General features: G+C 68.0%; 13 protein-coding genes. 9 read left to right on the forward strand and 4 right to left on the reverse strand.

What is annotated here, in order from left to right; translation table 11 throughout:
- Positions 1–6 precede the first annotated feature (6 nt).
- A complete protein-coding gene (locus AB0P21_RS24340) occupies positions 7–672 on the forward strand; it encodes a DUF998 domain-containing protein (protein WP_363699441.1) in 666 nt (221 codons plus the stop codon).
- Here AB0P21_RS24340 and AB0P21_RS24345 read toward each other — a convergent pair.
- The gene (locus tag AB0P21_RS24345) at positions 627–1,403 is read right to left on the reverse strand and encodes a DUF1295 domain-containing protein (protein WP_363699442.1); all 777 of its coding nucleotides are present in this window, start codon (positions 1,401–1,403) and stop codon (positions 627–629) included. The genes AB0P21_RS24340 and AB0P21_RS24345 overlap by 46 nt on opposite strands.
- A 15-nt stretch (positions 1,404–1,418) precedes the next feature.
- Complete coding sequence (locus AB0P21_RS24350; protein WP_363699443.1) at positions 1,419–1,889, reverse strand: DUF1844 domain-containing protein; 471 nt, start codon at positions 1,887–1,889, stop codon at positions 1,419–1,421.
- 323 nt (positions 1,890–2,212) lie between these two features.
- Between AB0P21_RS24350 and infC the strand changes: the two genes are divergently transcribed.
- From infC to AB0P21_RS24380, 6 genes are all read left to right on the forward strand, one after another.
- The gene (gene infC, locus AB0P21_RS24355) at positions 2,213–2,902 is read left to right on the forward strand and encodes a translation initiation factor IF-3 (protein WP_363699487.1); all 690 of its coding nucleotides are present in this window, start codon (positions 2,213–2,215) and stop codon (positions 2,900–2,902) included.
- 83 nt (positions 2,903–2,985) lie between these two features.
- Complete coding sequence (gene rpmI / locus AB0P21_RS24360; protein WP_328327140.1) at positions 2,986–3,180, forward strand: 50S ribosomal protein L35; 195 nt, start codon at positions 2,986–2,988, stop codon at positions 3,178–3,180.
- A 95-nt stretch (positions 3,181–3,275) separates the two neighbouring features.
- Positions 3,276–3,665, forward strand: coding sequence for a 50S ribosomal protein L20 (rplT, locus tag AB0P21_RS24365; protein ID WP_363699444.1), 390 nt, complete (start codon positions 3,276–3,278; stop codon positions 3,663–3,665).
- 47 nt (positions 3,666–3,712) lie between these two features.
- Positions 3,713–4,525: an RNA methyltransferase gene (locus AB0P21_RS24370; RefSeq protein WP_363699445.1), complete on the forward strand. Its 813-nt coding sequence runs from the start codon at positions 3,713–3,715 to the stop codon at positions 4,523–4,525.
- The gene (locus AB0P21_RS24375) at positions 4,522–5,112 is read left to right on the forward strand and encodes a PHP domain-containing protein (protein ID WP_363699446.1); all 591 of its coding nucleotides are present in this window, start codon (positions 4,522–4,524) and stop codon (positions 5,110–5,112) included. Before AB0P21_RS24370 ends, AB0P21_RS24375 begins: the two co-directional genes overlap by 4 nt.
- Positions 5,113–5,442, forward strand: a complete 330-nt coding sequence (locus AB0P21_RS24380; protein WP_363699447.1) for a hypothetical protein — start codon at positions 5,113–5,115, stop codon at positions 5,440–5,442.
- 507 nt (positions 5,443–5,949) lie between these two features.
- On the opposite strand, the gene AB0P21_RS24385 is transcribed toward AB0P21_RS24380, so the two are convergent.
- Together AB0P21_RS24385 and AB0P21_RS24390 are read right to left on the reverse strand one after the other, a co-directional pair.
- Complete coding sequence (locus AB0P21_RS24385; protein WP_363699448.1) at positions 5,950–6,570, reverse strand: DUF5825 family protein; 621 nt, start codon at positions 6,568–6,570, stop codon at positions 5,950–5,952.
- Positions 6,567–8,462 carry a RiPP maturation radical SAM C-methyltransferase gene (locus AB0P21_RS24390; protein WP_363699449.1) on the reverse strand — a complete coding sequence of 632 codons (1,896 nt, stop codon included), beginning with the start codon at positions 8,460–8,462 and terminating at the stop codon, positions 6,567–6,569. Before AB0P21_RS24390 ends, AB0P21_RS24385 begins: the two co-directional genes overlap by 4 nt.
- A gap of 436 nt (positions 8,463–8,898) precedes the next feature.
- On the opposite strand from AB0P21_RS24390, the gene pheS reads away from it, so the two are divergent.
- Together pheS and pheT are read left to right on the forward strand one after the other, a co-directional pair.
- Positions 8,899–10,008, forward strand: coding sequence for a phenylalanine--tRNA ligase subunit alpha (gene pheS / locus AB0P21_RS24395; protein WP_363699450.1), 1,110 nt, complete (start codon positions 8,899–8,901; stop codon positions 10,006–10,008).
- Positions 10,008–12,590, forward strand: a complete 2,583-nt coding sequence (gene pheT / locus AB0P21_RS24400) for a phenylalanine--tRNA ligase subunit beta (RefSeq protein WP_363699451.1) — start codon at positions 10,008–10,010, stop codon at positions 12,588–12,590. The genes pheS and pheT overlap by 1 nt, the downstream gene beginning before the upstream one ends.

Genomic DNA, 12,590 nt, shown 5'->3' on the forward strand with positions numbered 1-12,590 from the left:
GAAGTGATGGACCGGCACCGGCAACTCCTGACCGCGCGAATCTGCTGGATCCTGGCGCCGCTGCTGTACTTCGGGTCGCAGGTGTTCGTCGCCAGCGCCTGGCCGGTGCCGTACGAGGTCCTGCACCACACCGTCAGCGACCTGGGCTGGACCACCTGCACGATCGAGCAGCGACCCAGCGGCGAACTGGCGTCGTGCTCGCCGCGGCACGCCTGGTTCAACCTCGGCGGCATCCTGGTCTGGATCCTGCTCGCGGCCGGTGGCATCCTGCTCCGCCCCCTGTACTCCGGTCCGTCGGCGGCCCGCGGGATCGTCGTCCTGTGGACCGTCGTCGCGGCCTTCGGCATCGCCACCTGTCTCGTCCCCGGCGACGTGAACCTCGCGCTCCACTCGCTGCTCGCGGTCCCGGTGTTCCTCGGCACGATCGTGGTGCTGTTCCTCAGCGCGCGAGCCTTCCGCGGCTCGGCGCCACTCTCCGGACGGGCGGCACTGGTGACCGCCATCGTGTCGCTGCTCGGCCTCGTCGGCCTGGTCCTTGCCCTTGGCGGACTCGGCCCGGTCGGCCTCGCCGAGCGCGTCGCCGCCGAAACCGTCTATCTCTGGGTCTTCCTGGTCGGTCTCCTGGGCTACTTGGGTGGCCGGGGGAAGAAGAAGCTGGTGCGGGCCTGGTAGTCGGCGTAGCCGGGGCGGTCGGCCATCTGCTTCTCCAGCAGTCGGCCGCCGGTGACGACGACGAGAAAGTAGGCCATCGCGAGCGGGGAGAACGCGGTCAGTACGCCGGGCCAGGCGGAGGCCGCGACGAGGTACAGGCCCAGCCAGACGGCGAAGTCGCCGAAGTAGTTCGGATGCCGGGTCCAGGCCCACAGGCCGCGGTCCATGATCTTGCCGTGGTTGTTCTCGTCGGCTTTGAAGGCCTTGAGTTGCTGGTCGCCGACGGCCTCGAAGGTCAGGCCTGCGGCCCAGACGAGCACTCCGGCGACGACTACCGCGGGGATGCCGTCGCCGGTCGACGCGGAGACCTGCAACGGCAGTGAGACGACGAACATCGCCAGACCCTGCGGGACGAACACCCGGCGTACGGCCTCGGCCTGGCGCCGGCCGGGCGGCGCGTTCTCGAGCAGGCGCTCGTACCGGGGATCCTCGCCGCCACCACGACTCCGTACTGCGAGGTGGATCGCCAGCCGTCCGGCCCAAGTGATCGTCAGTACTGCCAGCAGGACCCGTCGCCACAGGACGCCGTCACCAAGCGCCAGCCCGACCAGTGCGATCAGGGCGAACCCGATCGCCCAGGCGACGTCGATCACCGACACCCGGCCCACCCGACGGGAGATCGCCAGGGTGACGACCAGCAGCACCAGGATCGCCGCGATCGAACCACCGCACACCAGCAGGAAATTGCTCATCCCGAGTGTCGGCTACTACTCGGCGACCGGCAGCGGCTTCGTGTACTGCGGACGCGCGGCGGCCGTCGGGTGGACCTCACCGGTGTACTTCTCACCCGGGCCAGTGCCGGGCTCGTCGGGGATGGTCGAGGCTTCCTTGAAGGCGAGCTGCAGCGAGCGCAGGCCGTCGCGCAGGGGAGCGGCGTGGTGGTGGCCCAGCGACGGGGCGGAGGCGTCAAGCAGACCGGCCAGCGCGTCGATCAGGGACCGGGCCTCGTCCAGGTCGCGGTGCTCGGGCAGGTCCTCGGCCAGGCCGAGGTGGACCGCGGCGGCGCTCATCAGGTGCAGGGCGGCGGTCGAGATGATCTCCACGCTCGGCACCTCGGCGATGTCGCGCGAGATCGTCGACAGCGGGTCCACCCGGGACTCCTCGGAGACTGCTTCAGGGGCTGCATCAGCGGCTGGTGCGGGGGTGGTTTCCGGCGGAGTGGAGACTTGGTCGGTCATGCTGTTACTCTTGCATGGCGACCGACCCGGTCCGACGGTGACCCCTGAGCGGAATACTCGAGGGACACCAGCGGTTCAGGTCTTGAGCGGAGGGCCACCTCCCACCCAGCTGATGAACAGTCGGCGGGTCCCGGTCACGCTGAAGTTCCCGGCTCCGGCCGGCGGACCGCAGCGAATTGTACGGCGTGCCTTCCCGGCGACGGGGTTGCACAGCCGTCGATCTGGGAATTGGGCCTTCGTGTGATCACACGGGGGCCTTTGTCTTTTCCGGCCCCGGGGTGGACACCGGGTGGCACCAGTAAACGAACAACCCAGGAGGACCCATCACCATTGAACTGCGCGTCAACGAGCGCATCCGCGTACCTGAGGTGCGCCTGGTCGGACCGAACGGTGAGCAGGTAGGCATCGTCCGGATCGAGGACGCACTTCGGTTGGCACAGGAAGCCGATCTCGACCTGGTCGAGGTTGCGGCCACGGCACGCCCGCCGGTCTGCAAGCTGATGGATTTCGGCAAGTACAAGTACGAGACCGCGCAGAAGGCGCGCGAGTCCCGCCGGAACCAGACCAACACCGTCATCAAAGAGATGAAGCTGCGGCCGAAGATCGACCCGCACGACTACGAGACCAAAAAGGGTCACGTCGTCCGGTTCCTGCGCGGCGGTGACAAGGTCAAGATCACCATCATGTTCCGCGGACGTGAGCAGTCCCGGCCCGAGCTCGGGTTCCGGTTGCTGCAGCGGCTGGCCGAGGACGTCAGCGAGCTCGGCTTCGTCGAGTCCTCGCCGCGTCAGGACGGCCGGAACATGATCATGGTGCTCGGGCCGCACAAGAAGAAGTCCGAAGCGCGCGTCGACGTCGAGGCCGAGAAGGCCAAGAAGCTCGCCGAGCACGAGGCCGAGCAGGAGGCCGAGCGTCAGGAACGTGCCGCTCAGCTGAAGCAGTACGAGGCCGAGCAGGCCGCCGGCGCGACGAAGAAGCCGAAGGGTCCGGCAGACAACCTCGATCCGGAGTGACGTGTCGCTCCGGCCGCGGTAGCGGTCCGGCCCGCCGGAGCAGTCACGATCGAGTCAACAAGAAAACCAGGAGCACATAAGCCATGCCGAAGATGAAGACCCACTCGGGGATGAAGAAGCGCGTCCGTGTCACGGGTTCGGGCAAGCTGCGTCGCGAGCAGACGGGCAAGCGTCACCTCGCCGAGGCGAAGTCGACCAAGCGCAAGCGTCGCCTGTCCGGCACCGTCGAGGTCGCGTCCTCGCACGTCAAGAAGGCCAAGAAGCTGCTCGGTATCTGAGTCTGCTCCTCGCAGTCCTCAGTGCAGCCCACCCCCGAACACCCCCGCCGGGTGGATCACCTTCTCCGGCGCAGATCTACAAGGAGTAACACCTCATGGCACGCGTGAAGCGGGCGGTCAACGCCCACAAGAAGCGTCGCGTGGTTCTCGAGCAGGCCAGCGGTTACCGCGGCCAGCGCTCGAGGCTGTACCGCAAGGCCAAGGAGCAGGTCACCCACTCGCTCGTCTACGCCTACCGCGACCGCAAGGCCCGCAAGGGTGACTTCCGCAAGCTGTGGATCCAGCGGATCAACGCCGCGGCGCGCGCCGAGGGCCTGACCTACAACCGCCTCATCCAGGGTCTTCGCCTGGCCGAGGTCGAGGTCGACCGCAAGATCCTGGCCGACCTGGCCGTCAACGACCCGGCGGCGTTCTCGGCGCTGCTGGCGCTGGCGAAGGCGGCCCTGCCGGCCGACGTGAACGCGAAGAGCGACGCCGCGGCCTGAGCTGCGACGACCTCTCTTAGCGATTTAGCACCCCGGTAGCTGACGAAGTGGCGAGCCCTGGTCTGCTGACCGCACAGTCCGTGCGGATCAAGCAGGCCCGGAGGCTCGCCACTCGTGCGTTCCGGCGCAAGTCCGGCCGCTTCCTGGCCGAGGGCCCGCAGGCGGTCCGCGAGGCGCTCGAACACCGCGAGCTGGTGGTCGAGGTCTACGCCGAGCCCGACGTCGCCACCCGGCACCGCGATCTGCGCGATCTGGCTCAGCTCGCCGACGTCCCCTGGTACGACGTGAACCGCGCCGCGATCGAAGCGCTGAGTGAGACGGTCACCTCCCAAGGTGTCGTCGCCGTCTGCCAGCTGGTCGACGTCCCCCTCGAAGCCGCCGTACTGCGCACCGCGCGGCTGGTCGCCGTCGGCGTCCAGGTCCGCGACCCCGGCAACGTCGGCACCCTGATCCGTACTGCGGACGCGGCCGGCGCCGACGCCGTCGTACTGTCGGCCGAATCAGTCGACCCGCACAACCCGAAGGCCGTCCGGGCCAGTGTCGGCAGCCTGTTCCACCTGCCGATCACGGTCGAGGCCGACATCGTCACGGCCGCCAAGTCCTGGCGCGAGCAGGGCCTGCAGGTCCTCGCCGCCGACGGCTACGGCAGCTCCGACCTCGACGACTGCATCGACGACGGCACCCTGCAGAAGCCGTCGGTCTGGCTGTTCGGCAACGAGGCGCACGGCCTGCCCGACGGCTTCGACGCGATCGTCGACCGCTCGGTGAAGGTCCCGATCTACGGCCGCGCCGAGTCCCTCAACCTGGCCACCGCGGCGGCCGTCTGTCTCTACGCCTCGGCCCGCGCGCAACGGCGATGACAGGACTGCCGTTCGAGGTTCCGGGACGGTTCTGGCGGGGGAATCTGCACACTCACTCGGACCTCTCCGACGGAGCCCTGTCACCGCAGGAGACCGCGCGGCTGTATCGGGAGGCCGGCTACGACTTCCTGGCGATCACCGACCACTTCCGGCCGGAGTACGGGTTTCCGGTCACGGACACCCGGCCGTTGCGGTCGGAGGGATTCACCACGCTGATCGGCGCCGAGCTGCACGCGCCGCGCACCGAACTCGGGCAGTCCTGGCACATCGTGGCCGTTGGTCTGCCGCTGGATTTCGAGCCGCCGAGCAGGACCGAGACGGGACCTGAACTCGCCCGCCGGGCCCGCGCCGCCGGGGCATTCATCGGGATGGCTCATCCATCGGCTTCGCTGCTGACCGCGATCGATGCCGAGAGCCTGGACGCGGCCCACTCGGTCGAGGTCTACAACGCGCTCGCCGACCGCGAGAACCGCGGCGACAGCTGGCACCTCACCGACGTCCTGCTGAACCGCGGTCACCGGCTGACGACGTACGCCGCGGACGACGCGCACCTGCAACCCCAGGACCCGCCACCGTGCCAGGCCTGAGTGCAGGTCCGCGCGGAGACCCTCGAACCGGACGCACTCCTGACCGCCCTGAAGGCCGGCCATTTCTACTCCAGCACCGGCCCCGACCTGTATGACGTCCGGATCGAACGCGACCTGGCCGTCGTGCGCTGCTCACCCGCGACGAAAATCCTGCTGTCCGGCGGCGCGCCCGGTGCAGAAGTTGCCCAGGGCACCGATCTGACCGAGTGCTCGCTGCCACTGGCGTACTTCCGCGGCACCCATTGCCGCATCACCATCGAGGACGCCACCGGCGGCCGCGCCTGGACCAACCCGATCCACCTACCGCCTGTGGATAACTCGCTCCGCTGAGTGCCCGAGCCGTGCGAGGCTTTCGTAACGCTTTGCCGACGAAAGGATTTCCGCATGCTGTGGCCGGCCCTGCAGGCTCGACACCCGAGCTGGCGCTGGCAGCGACATGGTCGGCCGTCTCGGCGACAGTCGGTACGTGCCGCTTGCACACGACGAGCGCTACCCGTCGATGGGCGCTGATCTGCTACACGCCGACGAACTCCGCTCCGGCAAGTACCAGCTGTCCGCGCACCGTGCGGTTCGGATGGACACAGACGAAGCCACGCGGCTGGTCCGCCTGATCGCGACCGGCGAGCTGATGGGCGCTTGGTCCTACGGCTCGAGCGACAACGCATCGGAATGCTGGCGCTCACGCCGGAGTCGCGAGGTCCCGCGCCGCCCATCGACCCGGCCGGCGCGGTGCTGCCGATCATCGGGATGGCGGCGGTTAGGTGGGCGATCAACTCTGTCCGATGGACGGGTCGGGGTCAGTCGGGCGCTCGCGGGCGCGGTGGTCGCGTGGGTGACTCAGACGACAGGCGAGGGGATCGGCCATCGTCGTACCCGGTACGGGGCAAACCAGAGCAACTCACCGATGCCTACCACCAGGTTCTCCGCCAGCAGAGCTTGCGTGACATCCGACGGAATACGATTCGCCGGAACACCACTGAGCAGTTGATCGATGGCCTCCAGATACCGGGGGTCGTGGACCGTGAACCGGGCCAGGTTCTCCCACCGGCGGTCTCGGATCTGCAGAAAGCCGGGACCGGCTCGGTAGATGCACTTGCAGAGGTAGTACTTGGCCCGCCACAGGTCCAGTACCTCGGTCGGCCGGTCGACTCCGGTCAGTTCGGTCGGTGGATAGAGGTGGCTGAGTACCTTCCAGTCGAACCACGCTGATTCGAGGTCGACGCGCCAGTCGATGGCCAAACCGTGGCTGGTCAGGTCCCGCACTGTCGTCAGCGCCTTCACCGCGGCGCCGGCATCGGCGAAGTCGACAGCCGCCGCCAGTGCGACGTGACGTGCTCCGTGGCCGACCAGGTCACCATCGGCGTACACGGACTCGGCGAGGCGCATCCCGTCGAGTTGCCGTACTTCGTTGTCGTGGTCGAGCCAGACACCTGCCAGTGCGGCGTGATCGGCCCTCATACAGGACTCACCGCCGCCCGCGCGGCCTTCTTCGGCTTTTGTGAGCTCCAGTACTTGATGCGCAGCATTCTCTGATTCGCTTCCTTGACAGCCACTTGGATCAGCTGTCCGCCCTCGAAGAAGAGCAGACCGAGTTGCCGCCACTGGGCGATCAGCTCGTCCACGGCGTCGGCTGACGGCTCGATCGTCGCCAGCTCCGCGTGCAGGAACCGCGCCGTTCGCGGCTGGTCAAGGAGCCGGAAGAGGCTGAGCTCCATCGGCGTTGTCAGCTCCTCGACCGACCAGGGAAAGTCCGATCGCCGGCTGACGAGGACGATTCGGTCCCCGAAGTCGGCGTAGGTCAGGCGGCTGTCCAGGTAGGAGTCCCGCCACCGCGTCACTGCCTGGCCGAGACTCTCGGCCAGTTCGTCGCCGATGCCCTGGGGCGGGGTCTCGAAAAGATAGGCGAGATCCTCGAGCTCCGACGGTGGCAGGTCGTACGTCATCGCGTACTGCGGTCGTGGCCGGCGTTCCGCGAAGCCCAGCTCAGGGCGGTTGAAGTGGGGGCTGAATCGTTCGAGGGCGATCCGGCCGGCATCACCCGGCGGAAGATGGTGCAGGGCCGGCAACTGGGCAATGACCTCCTGGTAGTCGCTGTCGCGTTCACCAGGAAAGCCGTACAGGTAGTTCCAGCTCACGGTGAGCCCGGTTGACTCCGCGTCACGCAGCAGCCGGACGTTCTGGCAGCCGCGGACACCCTTGTCCATCAGACTCAGCACGCTGCTGTTCAGGCTCTCGATACCGGGTTGCACATGGGTGACCCCCGCCCGCACCAGCGACTGGAGTTGGTCGAACCGGAGATTCGACTTGATCTCGTACATCAGTCTCAGGTCGTAGCCCGAGTTCGTCAGCCGGGGGATCAGCGACTTCAGGTACCCCATGTCGAGAATGTTGTCGACGACGAACATGTCGAGGACCCGATGACGACGTGTGAGCCTGATGATCTCCTCGTAGAACGCTTCCGGGTCCTTACTGCGGAACTTCATCAGCGAACCGTTGAGACCGCAGAAGGTGCAGTGGTGCTTCTCCCCCCACCAGCATCCCCGGGCGCTCTCCACCACCAGCTTCGGTTCTACCCACCGGTGAGCTACCGATGTCGCGAGGCGGGCGAAATAACGGTCGTAGTTCGGCGAGACGATGCTGCTCGGCGGCATCGGCGAACCGCTCATCGGGTTGGCCACCGATGTGCCGGTGGTGTCCCACCAGCAGGTCCCCTCGAGGTCGCGGAAATCGGTACTGCCGGACTGGAGATCTTCCAGGAGACGACGAAAAACGGACTCGCCCTCACCGCGGACCACGAAATCGACGCAGCTGAAGTTCCTGTGCAGCGCAGCGCCCTGCTCGCCGTCGCAGTTGGCGCCGCCGAACACCGTGACCACTCCGGGGCGTAGCTGTTTGACACGTTGCGCGGTCGCGAGTGCCGCGGTGTTCTGCTGAAAGGTCGAGGTAAAGCCGACGACATCCGGATCAGTGGCCAGGATCAGATGAGCGACGTGGTCGACGAAATCCGGCGCCAGCTCGTGGAGCCGTAGTGTGAGGGCCAGCTCCTCCGGTGTCACGGAGTCCTTGAAACGCCGGCTGAACTCGGCCGGCCGCCCCTTGACGTTGGTCGAAAGAGCTGACGAGAAAACCCAGTCACCGTGTCCGGAGAAGTACGTCTTCAGCGAGTGGTGCTGGTAGTCGGCGAGCGTGAAGGGCGACCGTTGGGTGATCCAGTCGACGAACTCCAGGTTCGCGTGGACCACGTCGACCGCGCAGCCCGGCACGTCCGCCACCAGGTTGTGCAGAATGCCCACTGCCAGGGACGGTACGTCGATCGACGCCCACGGCATGTTCACCAGAGTGACCTTCATCCGAGTACCTCCGCGATGTGGTGATCCAGCAGGCCTCCCAGGCCCGGTGGCGTGACGGCCGGGATGAGGCTCAGCCCCAATCCCATTCCTTGTCCTCCCGGACGTCGCCCAGGGGATCGTTCTCGATCACGTCCTTGTCCATCGCACCTCCCTAGTCACTAGTCGCAGTCGGTGGCGCCGGCGAATGCCCGCCGTAGCTCACCGCAACGGGGTGTTCCCGTCGATCCACTGTGAACTTGGCGCACGGGAAGTACCAGTGCCTGCCCCGGCTCCCGGGACGACTTGCAGCTTCTGACATTGCTGCGAAGGCCCCCGGACAGAGGGCCGCCCGGCAGGTGCCGGGGTGCCCTGTGGATGACCGATTCACGCTCCGGGGCGTTGGGTTCTTAGACTGCGTGGAGCAGTTTCAGAAATCAGCGACCCCGGGAAGAGAGTCATGTCCGGTCCCAACAAGAACTACGACCCCGTCGAGGTCACTCCTCTGCATGCCGACGAGGTCGAGCGGGCGCGCGACGAGGCTCTGGATGCCTTCGCGAAGGCGGCCGACCTGGCCGGGCTGCAGGAGGCCAAGAGCGCGCATCTGGGGGAGCGGTCGGCGATCTCGCTGGCCAATCGCGAGATCGGTGCGCTGCCGCCGCAGGGGCGCAAGGAGGCCGGTCAGCGGATCGGGTCCGCCCGCAAGGTGATCAACGAGGCGTTCGCGGCCCGGCTGACGGTGCTGGAGGCCGAGCACGAGGAGCGGATGCTCGCCACCGAGCGGGTCGACGTGACGCTGCCGTGGCACACGCCCGAGCTCGGCGCTCGGCACCCGCTGTCGCTGATCTCCGAGCAGGTCGCCGATGTCTTCAGCGCACTGGGCTGGGATGTCGCCGAGGGCCCCGAGATCGAGGCCGAGTGGCTGAACTTCGACGCGCTGAACTTCCAGCCCGACCACCCGGCCCGGCAGATGCAGGACACCTTCTTCGTCGACCCGCCCGGGTCCGGGACGGTACTGCGGACGCACACGTCGCCGGTGCAGGCGCGGTCGATGCTGACCCGCAAGCCGCCGATCTACGTGATCTGCCCCGGCCGGGTGTTCCGCACCGACGAGCTGGACGCGACCCACACGCCGGTCTTCTACCAGGTCGAGGGCCTGGTGGTGGACGAGGGCATCACGCTCGCGCACCTGAAGGGCACCCTGGACCACTTCGTCGTGTCGATGTTCGGCGAGGGGCTGGAGGCGCGGCTGCGGCCGAACTTCTTCCCGTTCACCGAGCCGTCCGCCGAGGTCGACCTGAAGTGCTTCGTCTGCCGCGGCGCGTCGGTCGGCAACCCGGATCGCCCCTGCCGCACCTGTGGCAGCGAGGGCTGGATCGAGTGGGGCGGCTGCGGTGTGGTCAACCCGCGCGTGCTGCAGGCCTGCGGCATCGACCCCGAGCGGTACTCCGGCTTCGCGTTCGGAATGGGCCTGGAGCGGACGCTGATGTTCCGCAACGGCGTCGAGGACATGCGGGACATGGTCGAGGGTGATGTGCGGTTCAGCCGCCAGTTCGGGATGGAGATCTGATGCGGGTCCCACTGTCATGGCTTCGGGAGTACGTCGAGCTGCCGGCCGGGGTGACCGGTCGTGAGGTCGGCGAGAAGCTGGTCCGCGCGGGCCTCGAGGTGGAGACGGTCGACGAGGCGGGCGGCGGTCTGACCGGCCCGCTCGTGGTCGGCAAGGTGCTCAGCTTCGAGCCGGAGCCGCAGAAGAACGGCAAGACCATCCGCTGGTGCTCGCTGGACATCGGCAACGACGAGCCGCAGTGGGTCGTCTGTGGAGCCAGCAACTTCGAGGTCGGCGACCTGGTGGTCGTCGTGCTGCCGGGTGCGGTGCTGCCGGGCGGGTTCGCGATCTCCGCGCGCAAGACCTACGGACACGTCTCCAGCGGGATGATCTGTTCCTCGTCTGAGCTCGGGCTGGGCGATGACGGCACCCACGGCATCGTCGTGCTGGAGCCGGGCGAGGCCGAGGTCGGCACCGACGCGATCGAGCTGCTCGGGCTGCGCGACGACGTGCTCGACATCGCGGTGACGCCGGACCGGGGTTACTGTCTGTCGATCCGCGGTGTCGCCCGCGAGGCGGCCACGGCGTACGGGGTGGAGCTGAAGGATCCGGCGGCATTGACGCTGACCGGCGCGGAGACCGGTGGGTATCCGGTGCGGGTCGACGACGCCGAGGCGTGCAGTGTCTTCGTGACGCGCACGGTGACCGGGATCGACCCGGCGGCGCCGTCACCGCGGTGGTTGCAACAGCGGCTGGTGATGTCGGGGATGCGGCCGATCTCGATCGGTGTCGACGTCACCAACTACGTGATGCTGGAGCTCGGGCAGCCGATCCACGGCTACGACAAGGCCCGGTTGACCGGCGACATCGTCGTACGGCGCGCAACGGCCGGCGAGAAGCTGATGACGCTGGACGACCAGACCCGTGAGCTGGACGTTGAGGACCTGCTGATCACCGACGACTCCGGCCCGATCGGTATCGCCGGAGTGATGGGTGGCGCGTCGACGGAGATCTCCGCGTCGACCACCGACGTCGTGATCGAGGCGGCGCACTTCCACCCGATCGTGATCGCACGCTCGTCGCGCCGGCACAAGCTGTCCTCGGAGGCGTCGCGCCGGTTCGAGCGCGAGGTCGACCCGCAGTTGCCGCGGTACGCCGCGCAGCGCGTCGCCGACCTGCTGGCCGAGCTGGCCGGCGGCACGATCCTGCCGGACGAGACCGTCATCGACGGTCACCTGCTGCCGAAGCGGGTGACCATTCGCGCCGACCACGCGGCCCGGGTCGCCGGTGCGCCGATCTCGGTCGAGGAGACCATCAAGCACCTCCGGTCGGTCGGCTGCGAGGTTGCCCAAGGCAACGAAGGGACACCGGCGGCGCTGGCCGTCGGGACCAGCCTGCTGGCCGAGTCGGTGGCCCTGAGCGGTGCGCCGCTGACCGTCGATCCACTCGCCTCGGATGGCGCGCTGCTCACGCTGACCGCACCTTCGTGGCGGCCGGACCTGCGCGACCCGAACGACTTTGCTGAAGAGGTCATTCGGCTCTTCGGGTTCGACAACGTGCCGTCGGTGTTGCCGAAGGCGCCGGGTGGCAAGGGTTTGACCGTTGCCCAGCAGCGGCGACGCCGGATCGCCACCGCGCTGGTCGGGGCCGGGCTGACCGAGGTCGTCTCGTACCCGTTCGTTGGCGACGCCGATTTCGACGCGATGGGGTTGCCGGCCGACGACGCTCGCCGGACGACGGTGAAGCTCGCCAACCCGCTCTCGGACGAGGAGCCGTCGATGCAGACGACTCTGCTGCCGACGCTGCTGCGGACGGCCGAGCGCAACGCCGGTCGTGGCGCCACTGATCTGGCGATCTTCCAGACCAGCTTGGTGTTCCTGCCGCGCGCGGACTCGAAGCCCGCGCCGCTGCCGTCGGTCGCGCAGCGTCCGAGTGACGACGAGATCCAAGCTTTGTACGACGCACTGCCGGATCAGCCGCTCCACCTCGGAGTCGTGCTGACCGGGTCCCGCACTCCCACCGGTTGGTGGGGCAAGGGACAGCCCGCGGGTTGGGCCGATGCAGTGCAGGTCGCGAGGGCTGTTGCCGCAGTGGTCGGCGTCGAGCCGGTACTGCGTAACGTCGAGCTGGCCCCTTGGCACCCCGGCCGCTGCGCCGAGGTGTCGGTCGGCGGCAAGGTCATCGGGCATGCCGGTGAGCTGCACCCGAAGGTGTGCCAGGCGTTCGGGCTGCCGGCCCGGTCAAGTGCGGTCGAGCTCGACCTGGACGCGCTGATGGCGGCCGGTCCGTCGTCGGTCGTGGCGCACACCTTCTCGTCGTACCCGGTCGCAAAGGAAGACGTCGCGTTGATCGTCGGCGCCGAGGTCGCGGCTGCCGATGTCGAGGCGGCGCTGGTCGAAGGAGCGGGGGAGCTGCTGGAGTCGATCCGGCTGTTCGACCTGTACACCGGCGAGCAGATCGGCGAGGGCAAGAAGTCGCTCGCCTTCGCGCTTCGCTTCCGTGCCGCGGACCGCACCCTGACCGAGACTGAGGTCAGTGCTGCTCGGCAGGCAGCAGTGCAGGTGACTGTCGATCGCTACGACGCAGTACAGCGCGTCGGCTGA

Origin of the sequence: Kribbella sp. NPDC056861 (assembly GCF_040687575.1) — a bacterium.
In the GTDB taxonomy this organism is placed as follows: Bacteria; Actinomycetota; Actinomycetes; order Propionibacteriales; family Kribbellaceae; genus Kribbella.

Bases quoted from the DNA above. Each gene is read 5' to 3' on its own strand.
- AB0P21_RS24350 (WP_363699443.1), bottom strand. From the start codon at position 1,889: ATGACCGACCAAGTCTCCACTCCGCCGGAAACCACCCCCGCACCAGCC.
- AB0P21_RS24385 (WP_363699448.1), bottom strand. From the start codon at position 6,570: ATGAGGGCCGATCACGCCGCACTGGCAGGTGTCTGGCTCGACCACGAC.
- pheT (WP_363699451.1), top strand. From the start codon at position 10,008: ATGCGGGTCCCACTGTCATGGCTTCGGGAGTACGTCGAGCTGCCGGCC.
- rplT (WP_363699444.1), top strand. From the start codon at position 3,276: ATGGCACGCGTGAAGCGGGCGGTCAACGCCCACAAGAAGCGTCGCGTG.
- AB0P21_RS24345 (WP_363699442.1), bottom strand. From the start codon at position 1,403: ATGAGCAATTTCCTGCTGGTGTGCGGTGGTTCGATCGCGGCGATCCTG.
- AB0P21_RS24390 (WP_363699449.1), bottom strand. From the start codon at position 8,462: ATGAAGGTCACTCTGGTGAACATGCCGTGGGCGTCGATCGACGTACCG.
- AB0P21_RS24340 (WP_363699441.1), top strand. From the start codon at position 7: ATGGACCGGCACCGGCAACTCCTGACCGCGCGAATCTGCTGGATCCTG.
- pheS (WP_363699450.1), top strand. From the start codon at position 8,899: ATGTCCGGTCCCAACAAGAACTACGACCCCGTCGAGGTCACTCCTCTG.
- AB0P21_RS24375 (WP_363699446.1), top strand. From the start codon at position 4,522: ATGACAGGACTGCCGTTCGAGGTTCCGGGACGGTTCTGGCGGGGGAAT.
- rpmI (WP_328327140.1), top strand. From the start codon at position 2,986: ATGCCGAAGATGAAGACCCACTCGGGGATGAAGAAGCGCGTCCGTGTC.